This is a genomic window from Streptomyces sp. NPDC046379, from assembly GCF_055587785.1.
The window spans coordinates 45,149-61,809 of the sequence record NZ_JBVJFP010000008.1 but is presented as its reverse complement, the minus strand read 5'-3'; the positions used below and the strand labels follow the sequence as shown (position 1 = coordinate 61,809).

The 16,661-nt window shown below is 74.4% G+C and carries 16 protein-coding genes; 10 read left to right on the top strand and 6 right to left on the bottom strand.

What is annotated here, in order from left to right; translation table 11 throughout:
• Positions 1-36: 36 nt before the first annotated feature.
• Positions 37-1,194, top strand: a complete 1,158-nt coding sequence (locus ACZ6KF_RS16005) for an acyltransferase family protein (RefSeq protein ID WP_469238781.1) — start codon at positions 37-39, stop codon at positions 1,192-1,194.
• Positions 1,195-1,268: 74 nt separating this feature from the next.
• The gene (locus ACZ6KF_RS16000) at positions 1,269-1,556 is read left to right on the top strand and encodes a zinc-ribbon domain-containing protein (RefSeq protein ID WP_356633886.1); all 288 of its coding nucleotides are present in this window, start codon (positions 1,269-1,271) and stop codon (positions 1,554-1,556) included.
• A gap of 21 nt (positions 1,557-1,577) precedes the next feature.
• On the opposite strand, the gene ACZ6KF_RS15995 is transcribed toward ACZ6KF_RS16000, so the two are convergent.
• Complete coding sequence (locus tag ACZ6KF_RS15995) at positions 1,578-1,928, bottom strand: hypothetical protein (protein ID WP_356633888.1); 351 nt, start codon at positions 1,926-1,928, stop codon at positions 1,578-1,580.
• Positions 1,929-2,327: 399 nt separating this feature from the next.
• Here ACZ6KF_RS15995 and ACZ6KF_RS15990 point away from each other — a divergent pair, with 399 nt between their 5' ends.
• Positions 2,328-2,822: a lamin tail domain-containing protein gene (locus ACZ6KF_RS15990; RefSeq protein WP_356633890.1), complete on the top strand. Its 495-nt coding sequence runs from the start codon at positions 2,328-2,330 to the stop codon at positions 2,820-2,822.
• A 43-nt stretch (positions 2,823-2,865) separates the two neighbouring features.
• Here ACZ6KF_RS15990 and ACZ6KF_RS15985 read toward each other — a convergent pair whose 3' ends face one another.
• The 3 genes from ACZ6KF_RS15985 to ACZ6KF_RS15975 all read right to left on the bottom strand — a co-directional run bounded on the left by ACZ6KF_RS15985 (position 2,866) and on the right by ACZ6KF_RS15975 (position 8,219).
• Positions 2,866-6,351 carry a substrate-binding domain-containing protein gene (locus tag ACZ6KF_RS15985; RefSeq protein WP_469238779.1) on the bottom strand — a complete coding sequence of 1,162 codons (3,486 nt, stop codon included), beginning with the start codon at positions 6,349-6,351 and terminating at the stop codon, positions 2,866-2,868.
• Between the two features lie 149 nt (positions 6,352-6,500).
• Complete coding sequence (locus ACZ6KF_RS15980; protein WP_356633894.1) at positions 6,501-7,466, bottom strand: pectate lyase family protein; 966 nt, start codon at positions 7,464-7,466, stop codon at positions 6,501-6,503.
• 384 nt (positions 7,467-7,850) lie between these two features.
• The gene (locus ACZ6KF_RS15975) at positions 7,851-8,219 is read right to left on the bottom strand and encodes a transglycosylase family protein (RefSeq protein ID WP_469238777.1); all 369 of its coding nucleotides are present in this window, start codon (positions 8,217-8,219) and stop codon (positions 7,851-7,853) included.
• A gap of 102 nt (positions 8,220-8,321) precedes the next feature.
• Here ACZ6KF_RS15975 and ACZ6KF_RS15970 point away from each other — a divergent pair, with 102 nt between their 5' ends.
• The 4 genes from ACZ6KF_RS15970 (at position 8,322) to ACZ6KF_RS15955 (ending at position 12,263) form a co-directional block, all read left to right on the top strand.
• On the top strand, positions 8,322-9,221 hold the full coding sequence (locus ACZ6KF_RS15970) for an SDR family oxidoreductase (protein ID WP_356633898.1): 900 nt from the start codon (positions 8,322-8,324) through the stop codon (positions 9,219-9,221).
• Positions 9,222-9,231: 10 nt separating this feature from the next.
• Positions 9,232-10,077: a class I SAM-dependent methyltransferase gene (locus ACZ6KF_RS15965; protein ID WP_469176853.1), complete on the top strand. Its 846-nt coding sequence runs from the start codon at positions 9,232-9,234 to the stop codon at positions 10,075-10,077.
• 91 nt (positions 10,078-10,168) lie between these two features.
• Positions 10,169-10,651 (top strand): SRPBCC family protein, encoded by a 483-nt coding sequence (locus ACZ6KF_RS15960; protein ID WP_356633902.1) that lies wholly within the window; start codon positions 10,169-10,171, stop codon positions 10,649-10,651.
• The gene (locus ACZ6KF_RS15955) at positions 10,644-12,263 is read left to right on the top strand and encodes a phytoene desaturase family protein (protein WP_469159309.1); all 1,620 of its coding nucleotides are present in this window, start codon (positions 10,644-10,646) and stop codon (positions 12,261-12,263) included. Before ACZ6KF_RS15960 ends, ACZ6KF_RS15955 begins: the two co-directional genes overlap by 8 nt.
• Positions 12,264-12,328: 65 nt before the next feature.
• Here ACZ6KF_RS15955 and ACZ6KF_RS15950 read toward each other — a convergent pair whose 3' ends face one another.
• Positions 12,329-12,862: a hypothetical protein gene (locus ACZ6KF_RS15950; protein WP_469238775.1), complete on the bottom strand. Its 534-nt coding sequence runs from the start codon at positions 12,860-12,862 to the stop codon at positions 12,329-12,331.
• 207 nt (positions 12,863-13,069) lie between these two features.
• Between ACZ6KF_RS15950 and ACZ6KF_RS15945 the strand changes: the two genes are divergently transcribed.
• Complete coding sequence (locus ACZ6KF_RS15945; protein ID WP_469238773.1) at positions 13,070-13,498, top strand: hypothetical protein; 429 nt, start codon at positions 13,070-13,072, stop codon at positions 13,496-13,498.
• Positions 13,499-13,619: 121 nt separating this feature from the next.
• Here ACZ6KF_RS15945 and ACZ6KF_RS15940 read toward each other — a convergent pair whose 3' ends face one another.
• Positions 13,620-14,030 carry an ATP-binding protein gene (locus tag ACZ6KF_RS15940; protein ID WP_356633910.1) on the bottom strand — a complete coding sequence of 137 codons (411 nt, stop codon included), beginning with the start codon at positions 14,028-14,030 and terminating at the stop codon, positions 13,620-13,622.
• Between the two features lie 163 nt (positions 14,031-14,193).
• On the opposite strand from ACZ6KF_RS15940, the gene ACZ6KF_RS15935 reads away from it, so the two are divergent.
• Positions 14,194-15,078 carry an oxygenase MpaB family protein gene (locus tag ACZ6KF_RS15935; protein ID WP_356633912.1) on the top strand — a complete coding sequence of 295 codons (885 nt, stop codon included), beginning with the start codon at positions 14,194-14,196 and terminating at the stop codon, positions 15,076-15,078.
• 61 nt (positions 15,079-15,139) lie between these two features.
• Entirely contained in the window at positions 15,140-16,648 is a 1,509-nt protein-coding gene (locus ACZ6KF_RS15930; protein ID WP_469238770.1) for a CYTH and CHAD domain-containing protein, read from the top strand.
• Positions 16,649-16,661: the final 13 nt, after the last annotated feature.

Below are 16,661 nucleotides of genomic sequence, written 5' to 3'. Positions count from 1 at the left end.
CTGCGCGAGTTCCACCGGTGTTGGGCAGGGGAAGTGATGAGCGACACAACGAAGGCCGCGAACGACGAACTCGCGGCGGTACCGACGCCCCGCGGCGCCACGCCCGAGGGCGACAGGACCATGGCCAGCACGGCCGACGGCACGACCGGGGACAAGGCCGCGCCCGCGCGGGGCGACCGGCCCGGGCGGCAGCGCGACGCGTTCTTCGACAACGCGAAGTACCTGGCGATCGTGCTGGTGGCGATGGGGCACGCCTGGGAGCCGCTGCGGTCCGAGAGCCGTACCGTCACCGCCGTCTACATGTTCGTGTACGCCTTCCACATGCCGGCGTTCATCGTCATATCCGGCTACTTCTCGCGCGGCTTCGACGCGAGCCCGGGCAGGATCAAGCGCCTGGTCACCGGGCTCGTCGTGCCCTACGTCGTCTTCGAGACGGCGTACACCCTGTTCACCAGGTGGGCCGACGGCGAGCCGGACCGCTCCGTCACGCTGCTGGACCCGCTGTATCTGACGTGGTTCCTGGCGGCGCTGTTCATCTGGCGGCTGACCACCCCCGTGTGGAAGGCGATCCGGTATCCGCTGCCGGTCGCGCTGGCCGTCGCGGCGCTGGCGACGCTGTCGCCGTCCATCGGCAAGGACCTCGATCTGCAGCGCGCCCTGCAGTTCCTGCCCTACTTCGTACTGGGCCTGTGCCTGAAGCCCGAGCACTTTCGGCTGCTGCGCCGCCGCGAAGTGCGGCTGGCCGCCGCGCCGGTCCTGCTGTGCGGGCTCGTCGTGGCCTACTGGGCGGTCCCGCGCATGGACTACGCCTGGTTCTTCCACCGCTCCAGCGCCGAGGCCTTCGGCGTGCCGTCCTGGTACGGGCCGCTGATGACCCTGGCCCTCTTCGCCTGCTCGGCGGTCCTGGCCGCCTGCTTCCTCGCCCTGGTCCCCGGCCGGCACACCTGGTTCACCGCGCTGGGCGCGGGCACCCTGTACGGCTATCTGCTGCACGGCTTCTTCCTCCAGGCCGCCAACCACTGGCACTGGTCCGACCGGGCCTGGCCGCACAGCCCGCTCGGTTCGATCGCCGTCAGCGTCGTGGCCGCCGTGCTCGTGACCGCCCTGTGCACCGCGCCGGTCCGCCGGGTCTTCCGTTTCGCGATGGAACCGCGGATGGACTGGGCGTTCCGCCGCGTCCCGGAGCGCGGGTGACGCGACGCCCCGGAGGGCAGGCGTGAGACTGTTGCCATGAGCCCGCTCGCCCTGTCCCGGAAAGGACCGACAGCATGATCATATTTGGCACCAAGGGGTACCTCTACCAGCTCGCCATGGTGACCCTGGTCTGCGGGCGGTGCGGCAATCCCTCCGCCCACGCGCTCAGGAAGCACGTCTCGAAGTTCACCCTGTTCTTCGTGCCGCTGTTCCCGTTCTCCACGAAGTACGCGACGCAGTGCACGTTCTGCGGCGCGGAGCAGCGGATCACCCAGGAGCAGGCGGAGCAGCTCCAGACACAGGCCGCGGGCGGCCCCGGCCAGTCCTACGGGCAGCCGCAGCAGCAGCCCTACCAGAACTGACGCCGCGGGGCCGGCCCCCGGTCAGGCCGCGCGGCGCCGCGGCGGCGCCACGGCGCGCACGGACGGCGCGGCCGGGACCCGCACGGCGCGGACCCGGTAGACGGTCCTGGTCGGATCGACGACGGGCTCCCCGAGCGTGATCCGGCCGGCGGCGTGCAGCTCGTCGCAGACGGCGGTGGGCAGCGCCACGTAGCAGCTCCCCCGCCCCGTGGCGGGGTCGAGCGGCTGCCAGTAGCTGTATCTGCGGCGTCCGCCGACGTGCACGGTGACGAACACGGGGGTGGCCGGGTCGGAGACGATGCGCAGGACGTCGGCGCCGGCCCGGCTCACCGGTGCCTGGGAACCGGTCCTGGACAGTGCGGTGGGCGGCATCAGCGGTGGCCTTTCCGAGAAGCGGGTGAGAGACCGCCTACCCGGTCCCAGCCGATGTTGATCTGACTATCGGTCATTCTTCCCCACGGCACTGACAATGCGGGCATGTTTACGGGCCGGCGGCGTGTACCGCCGGCCCGCGTCCCGCCCCCGGGTTACTTCCGGTACGGTCCGGCGCATCCGATCCTTCCCAGGACGGTCGCGCCGTTCTCCACCGCCGCGACCGGGGCGGCGGCCGGCCGGGCGGGTCGGCAGAGGTCGGACAGCAGACAGGGGGCACGAGTCCGGCCAAACCTCCGGAGCATGATCTTCACGATTTTCACACCACACCGTCATCGGCCGATCACATTTTCGGTATGCTCCAGGCGCTTCATCCGCACCACTGAGGGGGATTTCCTCATGCGCATACGTCATGCCCTGGCCGTCGCCGCCGCGGCCTGCGCCGTCGCGGGCGTCACCGCCGCCCCGGCGCAGGCCGCCGAGTACTCGTCGTCCCTGAAGATCAAGGGCATCCAGTACGACGCCCCGGGCTCGGACTCCAACAGCTGCACCACCGGCAACACCAGGGCCGAGTACCTGACGATCAAGAACTACTCGTCGAGGACGACCGTCGACCTCAAGGGCTACGTCGTCAAGGACGCCGCAGGCAACCGGTACACGTTCTCCTCGAGCCACAAGCTCCAGCCCGGCGACTACGTCAAGCTGCGCGGCGGACGCGGCACCAACTCCGACGCGGACAACGTCGTCTACCGCCAGAACTGCAACTTCATGTGGAACAACGACAAGGACACCATCTACTTTTACAAGCCGTCCGGGGCACGCGCCGACGTGCACTCCTACACCCGGACCGCCGACGACCCGGACCGCAACGGGTACATCAACTACCACGGCTGAGATCCGCCGGTCCGCGCGGGCCGCTGAGCCGGGACGTCCCGGTTCAGCGGCCCGCCGCCGTCGGCCCCGAGGCGCGGTCCTCGCGGTAGAAGTGCGGGGCGACCCCGGTTATCCGGCGGAACACCCGGCTGAAATAGGCGCGGTCGCCGAAGCCCACCGAGCGGGCCACGCTCTGCACGCTGTCCTCGCTGGAGCGCAGCCGCTCCGCCGCGCGGCGGACCCGCAGCCGGGTGAGGTACTCCCACACCGTCAGGCCGTAGCGCTGGTGGAACAGCCGGCCCAGATGATCGGGGCTGACACCGGCGGCCTGGGCCACCTGCCAGCGGGAGATCCGCCGGCGGTAGTGCTCGTACAGATACACCAGGGCGTCGTCCACGACCGCCCGCACCCGCGCCGGCCGGCTGCCGTCCCGGCCCGCCAGATTCCGTACCAGGGCCGCCGCCTCGTGCGGCGCGAACACGTCCAGGTCCAGCAGGAGCAGCGCCGGATGGGGCCGGGCCCGTCGCGCGTCGGCGGCCGTGATCCCCTCGTGGCCGGCGACGACCGCGGGACACAGCGCCCGCCCCGCGCCGTCGTGCAGCCGGTCCACCACGTCCAGCGCGTGCATGTCGGGCAGCGAGGGCTCCAGCAGCACCAGTCGGGGCGTTTCCTCGGCGACCAGCGCCAGCACGGTCGCCGCGTCGGCCACCACGCGGGCCGGGTGACCGGGCAGCGCGGCCTCGGCGAGCCGGCGCAGCGCCTCCCGGGACTCCCGCGACCGGCCGGCGACCACGACCGGCTCGGCCAGACCGTCGGGCCGCAGCGCCCGCAGGGCGTCCCGCAGATCCGCGCCGGCCGCGCCGAACAGCGCGAACGGCGTGTGCCGCAGCGCCGGATGGTCGTGCAGGCGCTGCACGGTGCGCCACTCCCGCGGCCGGCCGGGCCGCGCCTGCCACACGACGGCGGCGGGCGGCCGGTGCTCCACCAGGGACACGGGATCGCGGGCGTCCTCCAGCCGCTCCGCCGCGGCCCGCTCGCCGTCGCCGGGGGCGGGTTCGTCCGGGGAGACGACCAGCAGGGGCCCGTCCCCCGTGGCGGACGGGTGGGCGTGCCCGTCCGGCGAGGGCAGGGGCAGTTCCAGCACGTACTCGGCGCGGTCCGGCGAGCCGGCGCCGGTCAGGGAGCCGCCGTGCAGCATCGCCAGCCGGCGGGCGGCGCCCAGGCCGACGTCGAACCGGTGTCCGGCGCCCGGCGCGGCCCCCGCGCCCGGTACGGCGACCGTGACCCGTACGCCGGACGGCGACCAGTCGGCCGACACCTCCACGCCCGCCGGGGACGCGCGGTCCGCCGCGGCCGTCAGCATGTTCACGAGGATCTGCCGCAGCCGCACCGGGTCGGCCGGGACCGACGGCAGCCGGGCGGGCAAAGCGGCCGACCACGCGGCGGAAGGCGGCAGGGAGCCGGCCGCCTCGGCGCAGGCCCGCTCCAGCACCGGCAGCGGGTCCAGGAGCCGGCGGGCCAGCACGAGGTCGCCGGCCTCCGAGCGGGCGAGGTCGAGAAGGTTGTCGGTGAGGTGCAGCAGCCGGGCGGCGTCCCGGCGTACGGCCGCGAGGACGGTCCGCGGGTCGTCGCCGTCGCGCGCGAGCATGGCCTCCACCGGCTCCCGCAGTTCCCCGGTGACATGGGCGAGGAGCCGGGTCTGGAACCGGCTGGCCTGCTCGGCCGCGTCACGGGCCCGGCGCACCTCGTCGAACAGGCCGATGCCCTTGAGCGCCGCGCTGATCTGGTCGCCCAGCTCCCGGTACAGGGCGCCGTCGTGGTCGGCGGCCTCGCTGGAGGTGGCGTCGAAGACGGCGAGGCCGAGCTGTTCCTCGCCGATGTGGAGGGGTTCGAGGACCAGCCGGAACCGCCGGCCGGTCGGCAGCAGATCGTCGGGCAGGAGCAGGGCGGCGGAGAAGGGCGGGCTGTCGAGCACCCCGGAGTGTCCGAGCACCTGCCCTTCGGCGCGGGTCAGCAGGGGCCGGGCCATGCCGCGCACCGGCGGCGCCGAGCCGGGCGCGGCCTGCTCGTGCAGGACGATCCGGCAGTGCGGGACGCCCGGCTGGGCGAGGTGCCGCTCCAGGACGCCGGAGAGCTGGTCGAGGTCCACCACCGTCGTCAGGGCCGTGCCGAACTCCCTTAATCGGCGGGCGCGCTGGGCCTGTGTCCAGCGCTCGTACTCGAGCAGGGCGCGCGAGCGCTCGGCGGCGATGAGCCGCGCTCGCCCGAACAGGGCCTCTGCGTCGCGGCGTTGCCCGGTGGGCAGGGCGTCGACGACGCCGAGGCGGGCGCGTTCCAGCGCCTGGTGCCAGCGGTCGACCTCGGCCTGGGTGCGGGCCCGGCCGCGCAGCAACCGTTCGATCAGGGGCAGGAAGTCGCCCGTGGAGTCGTCCGGTTCGGCCGCCGCTCCCCCGCCGGCGCCGGGACCGGGGACCGGTGCGAGGTCGGCGTGGAAGGCCGCGGCGAGCCGGGACCCGGCCGAGGGCAGTACGGCGTCCAGCGCGGCCCAGCCGAGCGCCGGACGGGCGGTCAGGTCGTTGCGGTCGGGCCGGTCGTTGCGGTCGGACCGGTCGAGCGGTGCGGCGACGTGTGGGCCGGGCGGGTAGCGGCAGCCGCAGGACCGGCGCGGCACGAGGGTGGCCGGGATGGTCGTGCGGTCCGGCGGTCGGGTGCCGCGCAGCCGGGCCACCAGGGTGTCGACGGCCAGGGCGCCCAGTTCGGCGAACGGCAGCGCCACCGAGGTGAGCGGAGGGTCGCAGAGCCGGGCCTCGGGCGAGTCGTTGAATCCGACGACCGCCACGTCCTCGGGCACCCGCACCCCGCGTTCGGTCAGCAGCCGCAGCGCGTCGGCGGCGAGGACGTCGCTGCACGCGACCACCGCGTCGAAGTCCACCCCGGGCTTGAGCCCTCGGGCGTCCAGCAGCACCCGCATCGCCGAGGCGCCGCCCGGCGCGGCGAAGTCGACGGCGGCGACGACGTGCGTGGCCTCCCGCTCGATGCCGTGGTGGCGCAGGGCGTCGGCGTAGGCGCGGTAGCGCTCCTCGGAGACCGGGTTGGCGAGCGGGCCGCGGATGCAGGCGGGGCGGCGGCATCCGTGGCGGGCGACGAGATGGCCGACCAGTTTGCGCATCCCGGCGTGCGAGTCGATGGACAGCACGTCCGCCTGTTCGCTCAGCGGCTGGTTGAGGCTGATCACCGGCATGTGCGCGAGCCGCCGCATCAGTGCGCGCGCCCGCGCCCCCGAGGACGGCAGACCGATGGTCGAGCTCCAACAGACCACGCCGTCGAGACGGGCGGGGCCGACGAGGTCGTACAGGGCGCTGCGCGGCAGGTCGCCCCGGCGCAGGTCGCCGCCGGGGAAGCAGACGAGGTTGACGTCGCCGCGTTCGGCCGCGGCGCGGACGCCGGACCACAAGGTGGCGCCGACGCCGAGGTGGATGTTCGCGGTGAGCAGCCCGATCGTCAGCGACCGCCGTGGTCCGCCGGCCGCCCCGTGCGGTTCGGCAGGCATCGGCGCTCCCTCGGTCGGCCTCGGCCAGGCAGTCGCCGGCGACGGCGCCGGCGGGCCGGGTGGGGAAACCTAGACGAGGCGGTCGGATGCGGCAAGGCATACGGCGGGACCGGCGGCCGTCGCGCCGCCGGTCCCGCCTTTGGAGCGGCTCAGATCTTGCCGGCGCCGGCCCCGGCGGTCACCGTGGCCTTGACGGTGGACGCCGACTGGGCGGTGTAGCTGTACGGGATGGCGGCGACGCTGCCGCCGGCCTGCCCGGACCCGGAGTTGACGAAGTGGTTGTTCCGCGCCACGAGAGAGCCCGGGCCGGAGTCGCCCTCGCCGAGGTGGTACGGGTCGTCGGTGTTCTCGAAGTAGTTGCCCTCCACCAGGACGCCCGCGTTCTCGGTGGACGCCACGCCGTAGTCGCCGATGTCGCTGAAGTAGTTGTTCAGGACGTGCACCGGGTTGCCGAAACGGACGCGCGGGTTGCGCTGGTTGGTGCCGTCGAACCAGTTGTTGACGTAGGTCACCTTCAGCTTGCCGGTGTCCTCGGAGCCGTTGCTGTCGGAGTGGCCGAGCAGCATGTTCTTGTTCTGGTTGTGTGTGCGGTTCCAGGACACGGTGATGTTGTTGGAGGCGCGCTTGATGTCGACGGCCCCGTCGTAGGCGCCCGAGATGGTGTTGTGGTCGATCCAGACGTTGGTCGAGTACTCGACGTTGATGGCGTCGTCGTTGGACCCCGTGAACGTCAGGTTCTGGATGATCACGTTGTTGACCCGGGACAGGTTGAGCCCGCTCCCGGTGATCCGGCCGGCGGTGCCGACGCCGACGATGGTCTTGTTGGAGGCGACCTTCGTCATCGACGACAGCGAGATCGTGCCGTTGACCTGGACGATCTGCTTGGTGCTGCTCTGCACCGCGGCCGTGAAGGCGGAGGCGGTGGAGACGGTGACCGTGCTGCCGCCGGCGCCACCGGTGGTGGCGGCTCCGAAGCCGATGGGACCGGCGGCAGCGGCCGTCACCGGTTCCGCGGGGGTGACACCGGTGGCGGTGCCGGAACCGATGACGCTCATGGCGACGGCGGTCGCCAGGGCGGTTCCGGCCAGGGTGAACCGTGCGCTCGTCCTGCGCATGTGGATCTCCATCCGTGGGGTTTCCGGAGAGGTGACGTGCTGTGGGGGGGGTGCACCACCGGGGCCGCGCGGTCGGCTCTTGCTGAGGCTCGCTGTGAGCGTAGGACGCCGGGCGTGGACTATGCCGTGCCGTGTGTGGACTATTGCGTTCCGTTCGACGCCGGGGCGGCATCCGCCCGTTCACCGTCGTTCACGCACGTTCGCCGGCGTTCACCCCGGCTCGCCGGCCCTCGCCCGGCCACGCTTCGCCGACGGCGGCCGCGGCCCGTGCCGCACGGGACCGGACGCACGGCCGCAAGCGCCTCTCGCCACCCCTGGAACGAGCGAGCGGCCGGGACCGCCCCGACCCGGGCCCCCGGCCGCTCGCTCACCCCTGCGACGCGCTCAGGCGCATCCCCAGGCCGACATCCCCTGCAGCCTGGCCAGCCGCTCCGCCACGGCGATCTGCTCGGCGCGCGTGGCGAGATCCGCACGGGGCGCGTACCGCAGCCCGCCGGCCGCGATCCAGCTGGACTGCGCGAACTGCAGCCCGCCGTAGTACCCGTTGCCGGTGTTGGCCCGCCAGTTCCCGCTGGACTCGCACCGCGCGATGGCGTCCCAGTCGGCCCCGGCCGGCGCGGCCTGCGCGCTCAGCGGCACGCCGAGCACGGCCGCCGCCGCGAGCGTCACCACCGCGGCGCGCACGGCCTGCTTGTCGCGCACCGTCTGCCTGTCATGTCGCCATGACCGCTTGTCGTTTCGCCATGTGATCATACGCAGACTGTTACACGACGTCACGAACCGTTGCACGTAGTGACGTCGGGGCGTACTCCGGTCGGAGGTACGCACCCGCGCCGCCGTTTGACCTCCCGATCCGTGGCTACCGGGAACTTCGTGGCCAACCAGCCGAACAGTCCCCTGCGGGACCGCACCGTCGTGGTGACGGGGGCGGCCCGGGGAATCGGGGCCGCGCTGGCGCGGGAGGTGGCGGGGCGAGGGGCCCGGGTGGCGTTGCTCGGACCTGAGCGGCGGGGGCTGGAGGCGGTGGCGGCCTCGTTGCCCACGGCCTCGGTGTGCGTGGCCGTCGACGTCACCGACGTGGCGGCCCTGGAGCGGGCGGCGGGCGAGGTGCGGGAGCTGCTGGGGCCGCCGTCGGCCGTCGTGGCCAACGCCGGGATCGCGCAGGGCGGACCGTTCGGGCAGAGCGACCCGGCCGCCTGGCGGCGGGTGATCGACGTGAACCTGACCGGGAGCGCGTTCACCGCCCACGCGTTCCTGCCGGACCTGGTGGCCGGCTCCGGCTACTTCCTCCAGGTCGCGAGCCTCGCGTCGATCGGCGCGGTCCCCATGATGAGTGCGTACTGCGCCTCGAAGGCGGGCGTCGAGGCCTTCGCGCACGCCTTGCGGGCCGAAGTGGCGCACCAAGGGGTGGCCGTCGGGATCGCCTACCTCAACTGGACCGACACCGACATGATCCGCGACGCCGACCGCCGGCCGGTGATGCGGGAGCTGCGGGGCCACATGCCGCCGCCGCTGCGCCGGGTGCTCCCCGTGGAGCCGGTCGCCGCCCGGCTGGCGCGCGCCGTCGAACGCCGCCGTACCGCCGTCTACGTGCCCTCGTGGCTGCGTCTGGCCCAGACGGCTCGGGGCGCGCTGCCGCCGGTGGTGCTGCGGGTCGCGCGCCATGAGCTGCCACGCGTCGAGGAGCGCGGGGCCCTGCGGCCGACGGGGCGGCTCGGCGCCGGAGGGCGGGCGGACGGCGAGGGCCGTCGGTAGGCTCCCCCGTATGGCCGACGGTACCCCCCGCCCGCGACGTGACGACCGGCCCGCCGAGGACCGGCGGGCGCTGCTCGGCCGGACCTTCGACCAGGACGCGGAGCTGTACGACCGGGCGCGGCCCGGATACCCGCCGCAGCTGTACGACGACCTCGCCGAACTCGCGGGCGTCCGCCCCGGCAGCCGGGTGCTGGAGATCGGGTGCGGGACCGGGCAGGCGACGGTGCCGCTGGCCGAGCGGGGGTACCGGATCACGGCCGTCGAGGCGGGCGCGAACCTCGCCGCGGTCGCCCGGCGCAATCTGGCCGGGGCCGGGGCGGGGACGGCGGAGGTGGTGACCGCTCGGTTCGAGAGCTGGCCGCTGCCCCGGGAGCCGTTCGACGCGGTCGTCTCGGCGACCGCGTTCCACTGGATCGACCCGGCGGTGCGGGTGGCCAGGGCCGCCGACGCGCTGCGTCCCGGCGGGGCGCTCGCCGTGGTGCGGACCCAGCATGTGCGGGGCGGAACCGAGGCGTTCTTCGTGGAGGTCCAGCGCTGCTACGAGCGCTTCGACCCCGCCACACCGCCCGGGCTCAGGCCGCCGGACGCCGCCGACGTCGACGCCTCGGACCACACGGCGGAGGTGGCCCGCAGCGGCAGGTTCGGGCCGACGGTCCTGCGCCGCTACGAGCAGGACCTCACCTACGGCACCTCCGCCTATCTGGACCTGCTGCGCACCTACTCCGGCCACCGGGCCCTTCCCCACGCCGCCCGCGAAGGGCTGCTCGCCTGTGTCGCGGGCCTGATCGACGGGCGACACGGCGGCCGGGTGACCCGGCGTCACCTGGTCGAACTGGCGGTCTCGCACCGACGGTGACGCCGGCCCGTGCGGCGTGCTCCGGTTGGCATCGCCGTGCGGGGGGCACTCGGCGTGGCACGAGACCTCGGGTGTGCTTCGGGAGGACCGGGTGGCTGTTCGTCATCGACTCATCAAGGCCGACCCGCGGACGGTGTGGAACGTCCTCGCGGACGGCGACCGTTACGCGGAATGGGTGGTCGGCACGTCGGAGACCCGGCCGCGGCGCGGCCGGTGGCCGGAGGTGGACTCCGCCATCGGCTACACGGTGCGGCTCGGTCCCGTCCAGGTCGCCAACGAGACCGTGGTGCGGCACTGCGAGCCCGGGTCCGTGCTGGAGCTGGAGGCACGGGCCGGGATCCTGGGGACCGCGCGGATCGCCATCGAACTGCGGCCCTGGGGCCGGCACTGCCTGGTCGTGGTGGACGAGCATCCCCTCCAGGGAGTGGGCGGCACCCTGCACAACGTGGGAGTCGAGGCGCTGATCCAGCTGCGGCACCGCGCCATGCTCGCCCGGCTCGCCGCGGTGTGCGAGGAGGAGGAACGGGAGGAGGACGCGGCGGTCTCCGGGCAGCCGGGGGGCGCGCATGCCTGACGCCGTCGTCGTCGGCGCCGGGCCCAACGGGCTGGTCGCCGCGAACCTGCTGGTCGACGCCGGCTGGAGCGTGGAGGTCCTGGAGGAACAGCCCGAACCCGGCGGCGCGGTCCGGCACGACCGGGGCGTCGACCCCGCCTTCGTCAGCGACCTGTGCAGCGCCTTCTACCCCCTCGCCGCCGCTTCGCCGGTCGTGGCGGGCCTGCGCCTGGAGGAGCACGGCCTGCGGTGGAGCCACGCCCCGCACGTGCTGGCCCACCCGCTGACCGACGGTAGTTGCGCGGTGCTCGACCGGACGCTGGACGTCACCGCCGCCTCGCTGGACGCCTTCGCGCCCGGCGACGGGGACGCCTGGCGCCGGCTGCACGCGGTGTGGGAACGGCTGCGGCCGGATCTGCTGGAGGCCCTGTTCACCCCGTTCCCGCCGGTGCGCTCGGGGCTCCGGCTGGCGGCCCGGCTGCGCGGCGCGGGCGGGCTGCGGATGGCCCGCACCATGGTGCTGCCGGTGCGCAGGCTCGGGGAGGAGGAGTTCCGGGGCGAGGGCGGGAGGCTCCTGCTCGCGGGAAACGCCCTGCACGCGGATCTCGCCCCGGAGGCCGCGGGCAGCGGCGGCTACGGCTGGCTGATGTCGATGCTGGGACAGACCTACGGCTTCCCCGCCCCGGCCGGGGGCGCCGGTGCGCTCACCGAGGCGCTCGTGCGCCGGCTGCGCTCCCGTGGCGGCTCCCTGCGCTGCGGGGAGCGCGTCGACCGGATCGTCGTGCGCCAGGGCCGGGCGGTGGGTGTGCGCACGGCCGGCGGGGAGACGGTCGCCGCCCGGCGCGCCGTGCTCGCCGACGTGGCGGTGCCCGCACTGTACGGCGAACTCCTCGCGCCGTCGGAACTTCCGCCCCAGTTGCCGGACGACCTGCGGCGCTTCCAGTGGGACTTCGCCACGTTCAAGGTCGACTGGGCGCTGGACGGGCCGGTGCCGTGGCGCGCCGAGCGGGCGGCGGGCGCCGGGACGGTCCACCTCGCGGACGGAGTCGCCGAGTTGACCCGGTTCGCGGCCCAGCTCGCGACGGGTGAGGTGCCCGACCGGCCGTTCGCCCTGTTCGGCCAGATGACGACCGCGGACGCCACCCGTTCACCGCAGGGCACCGAGTCCGCGTGGGCCTACACCCATGTCCCGCACGAGGTCACCGGGGACGCCGGGGAGGAGGGGCTGACCGGGGCGTGGGACGCCGCCGAGCAGGAGCGGATGGCCGACCGCGTGGAGCGCCAGGTCGAGCGCTTCGCCCCCGGCTTCCGTTCCCGCGTCCGGGCCCGCCGCATCCTCGCCCCGCCGGCCCTGGAGGCCCTCGACCGCAACCTCAAGGGCGGCGCGATCAACGGCGGCACCACCGCGATGCACCAGCAGCTGTTCTTCCGCCCGGTCCCCGGCACCGGCCGCCCCGAGACCCCGGTGCGCGGCCTGTTCCTCGCCTCCGCCGGGGCGCATCCGGGCGGCGGCGTGCACGGCGCCCCCGGCGCCAACGCGGCCCGCGCCGCCCTGCGCCGCCATCGGCCGCCCGGCCTGTCGGCGGCACAGCGCCTGCTGTCCCGCCGGGACCGGACGGGAACACGCACCTGAGCAGTCCCGTCGGCGCACGCGCCCGTGGACACCGGGGCGGCCGGCGTCCACGGGCCGGGGCGACCTCAGCAGCCGCCGCAGTTGTAGTACAGGACGTCCCAGTGGTTGCCCTCGTCCGCGTAGATGTTGCCGGAGCCGGAGCGCCACTGCGGGGCGCCGTCGCCGCGCACGCCGATGTAGGTGAAGGTGTTCTTGATGTAGTTCCCGATGCAGGTGTACTTGCTGTAGTCGAGCTTGTAGCCGTTCCAGTGCGAGTACGTGCCGGAGGCGTGCCCCGTCTCGGTGCCGCCGGTGATGTTCAGCGCGCAGCCGCTGGCCCGCTTGAGGGTCTGGGCGCCCTGGGCGCTGGCGAGGTTGAGCTGCTCGAACGACGTGCAGGTGGGGTTGTTGCGGTCGGAGCATCCGCCCGAGGACGACCAGGTGATGCCGACCTCACGGAACATCGAGGTGGCGGTGGCGTGGCTGATCTTGGTGACGGCGAACGCCTCGCCGGCGCCACCGACGACCATGGCCCCGGGGGCGACGACGAGGGCGAGAGCGGTGAGGATCGACCGGATCCGCAATCGCTTGGAGTTCTTGAGCGCGTTGAGGGTGTGCATAGTGACCCTTCCTGCGTCAGGTACATGTCAGAGATGGTGCAGGAAGCATGGTGCCCGAAATCTACGCGCGTCCGCCAGACCGCGAACGGCCCCCTTCCGAACGTTCGCAGAAACTCGTCCCGTTCCCGTGCCCCGGGAGCCGGACGGCCGACGGAAGCCGCCCGCCGCGACGCGTTTGGCGTCGCGGCGCGCGGCAAGGCGTTGTCCATGAGTGAACCGAACGAAGGTACGCATCAGAAGGCCGGGGCCAAGCCGGCAGGCGGTTCCGGCGCCCGACGCACCGCGGAGAAGGCGACCGCACCCGCCGCGAAGGCGGCGAAGACCGCCACCGCCAAGGCGGACGACGCCGCGTCGGCGGCGAAGTCCGGCGCGGAGCGCTCCGCCGACACCGCCTCGGCCGCCGTGCAGACGGCGGCGAAGGGCGTCGAGGCCGGGCGCAAGGCGGTGGTCACGGCGTCCGGACAGGTCGCCGCGACGGCGAGGACGGCCTGGACGGTCATCGCCAACCGCCGACTGGTCGCGGCCGGCGTCGGCGCGGGACTGACGGCGCTGAGCGCGGCGTCGTACGCGGTGGGCCGCCGGGCGGGACGGCACAGCCACGGCCCCCTGACCCGCCTCACCGGCGGCCGGATCTGACGATTGGTCACTTCCGCGCCGCCGGGCATGGTTTCCGCTCCGGCGGAGACCCGGTACGGCACAGGGCGGTGAACCGAGTGGGACCTCGGTTCACCGCCCTGTGCCGTGTCCCGACAGGGTGTCAACTCCCGTCGGGCAGCCGGAAGCAGGCCGTGACCGTCTTGCCGTGCGGGCAGGGGCGCGCCTCCCAGCTGTCGGCCAGCGCGTCGACGAGGAACATGCCCCGTCCGCCCAGCCCCTCGGTGCTCGGCGGACGGGGTGCCGGGATCTCCTTGGACCTGTCGTGCACCGAGATGTGCAGACAGGGGTTGTCCCAGGTCATCACCAGCTGAGCGGTGCTGTGGGCGTGGGCGTGGGCGTTGGTGACCAGCTCGGAGACGGTCAGCAGCACCGCGTCCGCCGTCTCCGGGGCCCGGGTGGTCCAGCCCAGCTGGTCCAGGTGACGGCGCGCCCAGTCACGGGCGGCCTTCACCTCGCTGTTCAGCGGCAGCGAGCGCGCCCAGCCCACTGCGCGCAGCGACGAGTCCTCCACGATGCTCCCTTCCCGGCGCCCCTCGGGTACGACGCGCGTACGGCGCGTGTACCCCCTGGGCCCGCGGCCAGGCAGGCGCGGGACGGTCCGCCGGGGCCCATTGGCCGGGCGCGTCCGACGGCGTACTGTCGCCTTCAGGCCCTCGACGCGGGAGGAACCTCCCATGGCACAGCTGTCCACGCTCGCCCTGCGGGAGCGGCTCGGCGCGGGGATCTTCACCCGCGTCGCCGGTCCCGACGGCCCGGCGAATCGGGCCCGCATCCACGGCACGCCGGGACCGCGCTGGTTCGGCCCCGAGCGGCCCGTGCGCCGGGTGCACGGCGACGCCTCGATGTTCATCGGCGGCCTGTCGGCCCTGCTGCTGCAGTCGCTGCACCCGCTGGCCATGGCGGCCGTGAGCGCGCACTCCGGCTTCCGCGGCGACCCGTGGGGCCGGCTCCAGCGGACCAGCACCTTCCTGGCGACCACCACCTACGGAACGGCCGAGAGCGCCGAGGAGATCTGCGCGCGGGTGCGGGCGGTGCACGAGAAGGTGCGCGGCACGACGCCCGACGGGCAGGAGTACCGCGCGGCGGACCCGCACCTGCTGTGCTGGGTGCACATCGCGGAGGTCGACAGCTTTCTGCGCGCCCACCAGCGCTACGGCGAGCGCCCGCTGGACGCGGAGGGCTGCGACGGTTACGTGGCCGACATGGCGCGCGTGGCCGAGGAGTTGGGCGTCGAGGACCCGCCGAGGGACCTCGCGGGTCTCCGGGAGCGGCTGGCCGCCTACCGCCCCGAGCTGCGCGCCACCGGCCAGGCGCTGAGCGCCGCACGCTTCCTGCTGCTGAACCCGCCGGTTCCGCTGGCCGCCCGGCTCCCGTACGGGGTGATCGCCGCCAACGCGGTGTCGCTGCTGCCCGTATGGGCGTCGCGGGAGCTGCGGCTGCCCCGGATACCGCCGGCCGAGGGCCTGTGCGTACGCCCGCTCGGCAGCGCCCTCACCGCGGGCATCCGCTGGGCGCTCGCTCCGGCGCGCCGCGAGCTGCCGCCGTACTCCACCATGTGACGAAACGGGCTGTTCCCGGCGTTCGGGGTTTGATCCGGCCCATCGGGATCAGGGGCTTGTCATGACGTCGAAACGCGAGACAGAGCGAAAGTACGACATCCCCGCACCGGACGGCGCCGCCTGGCTGCCCGACCTGGCCGGAGCCGGGCCGGTCCACTCGGTGTCCGACCCCCGCACCGAGGAACTGGACGCCGTCTACTACGACACCGACGACCTGCGGCTGGCGCGCGCCTCGGTCACCCTGCGCCGCCGGACGGGCGGGTCCGACGCCGGCTGGCACCTCAAGCTGCCGCTCGGCGGCGACAGCCGTGAGGAGGTCGGCGCGCCCCTCTCGGACGCGGTTCCGGACGCGCTGCGCGAGCTGGTCCTGTCCCGCACCCGGGGGGCCGGGCTGCGGCCGGTGGCGCGGATCCGCTCGTCCCGCGCGGTGCGGCGGCTCCTGGACCGGGACGGCGGCCCGCTGGCCGAGCTGAGCCTGGACCGGGTGCGGGCGCACGCCCTGCCGGGCGAGGACGAGCCCATGGAGTGGGCCGAGCTGGAGGTGGAGCTGGCCGAGGGGGCGGACCCGGCGTTGCTGGACGCCGTGGACAAGAAGCTGCGCAAGAGCGGCGTCGCCCGCGCGGCCGGACCGTCCAAGCTCGCCCGGGCCCTGCGCGTCGCGGACCGGGCGTCCGGAAAGCACCCGGCGGCCGGCGACTCCCCCGGCGGGCACGTCGTCGCCTATCTGAGGGAGCACACGACCGCCCTGGTGGCCGCCGACCCGGCCGTCCGGCGCGATCTGCCCGACTCGGTGCACTCACTGCGCGTCGCCTGCCGGCGGCTGCGCAGCTGTCTGCGCTCCTACCGCTCCGTGCTCGACCGCCGCGTCACCGACCCGGTCCGCGCCGAACTGCGGTGGCTGGCTGGCGAGCTGGGCGCGCAGCGCGACCAGGAGGTGCTGGGCGAGCGGATCCGCGCCGATCTGGCCGCGCTGCCCGACGAACTCGTCCTCGGGCCGGTGGCCGCGCGACTGAAGGCGTGGGAGGTGGCGCGCGGCGCCGGGACGCGGGCGAGGACCCTGGAGGCGCTGTCCTCGCCCCGGTACCTGCGGCTGCTGGACGCGCTGGCCGACCTCACCGAGAATCCGCCGCTGCGCCGCAAGGCCGGCCGCGGGACCCGGAAGGTGCTGGGCCGGGCGGTCCTGAAGGAGTACGACCGTCTGGCCGGCCGCGTCGAGCGGGCGCTGGAGCTGCCGCCGGGCCGCGACCGCGACGCCGCCCTGCACCAGGCGCGCAAGTCCGCCAAGAAGGTCCGGTACGCCGCCGACGTCGCCGGCCCCGCGCTCGGCAGGCCGGCGGGGCGGCTCGGCAAGGGGGCGAAGGCCCTGCAGAAGCGGCTCGGCGCGCACCAGGACGGCGTGGTGGCCCGCGACGCCCTGCGGGACCTGGCGGTGGCGGCGCAGGTCTCGGGAGAGCCCGGCTTCACCTGGGGGCTGCTGCACGGCCAGGAGCGCGAGCGGGCCCGCGCGGCACAGGAGGAGCTGCCGCGCCTCTACGCACGCCTGGCGGACCGGGCGGCGGCTTTGCGGTGAACGAACCGATAAC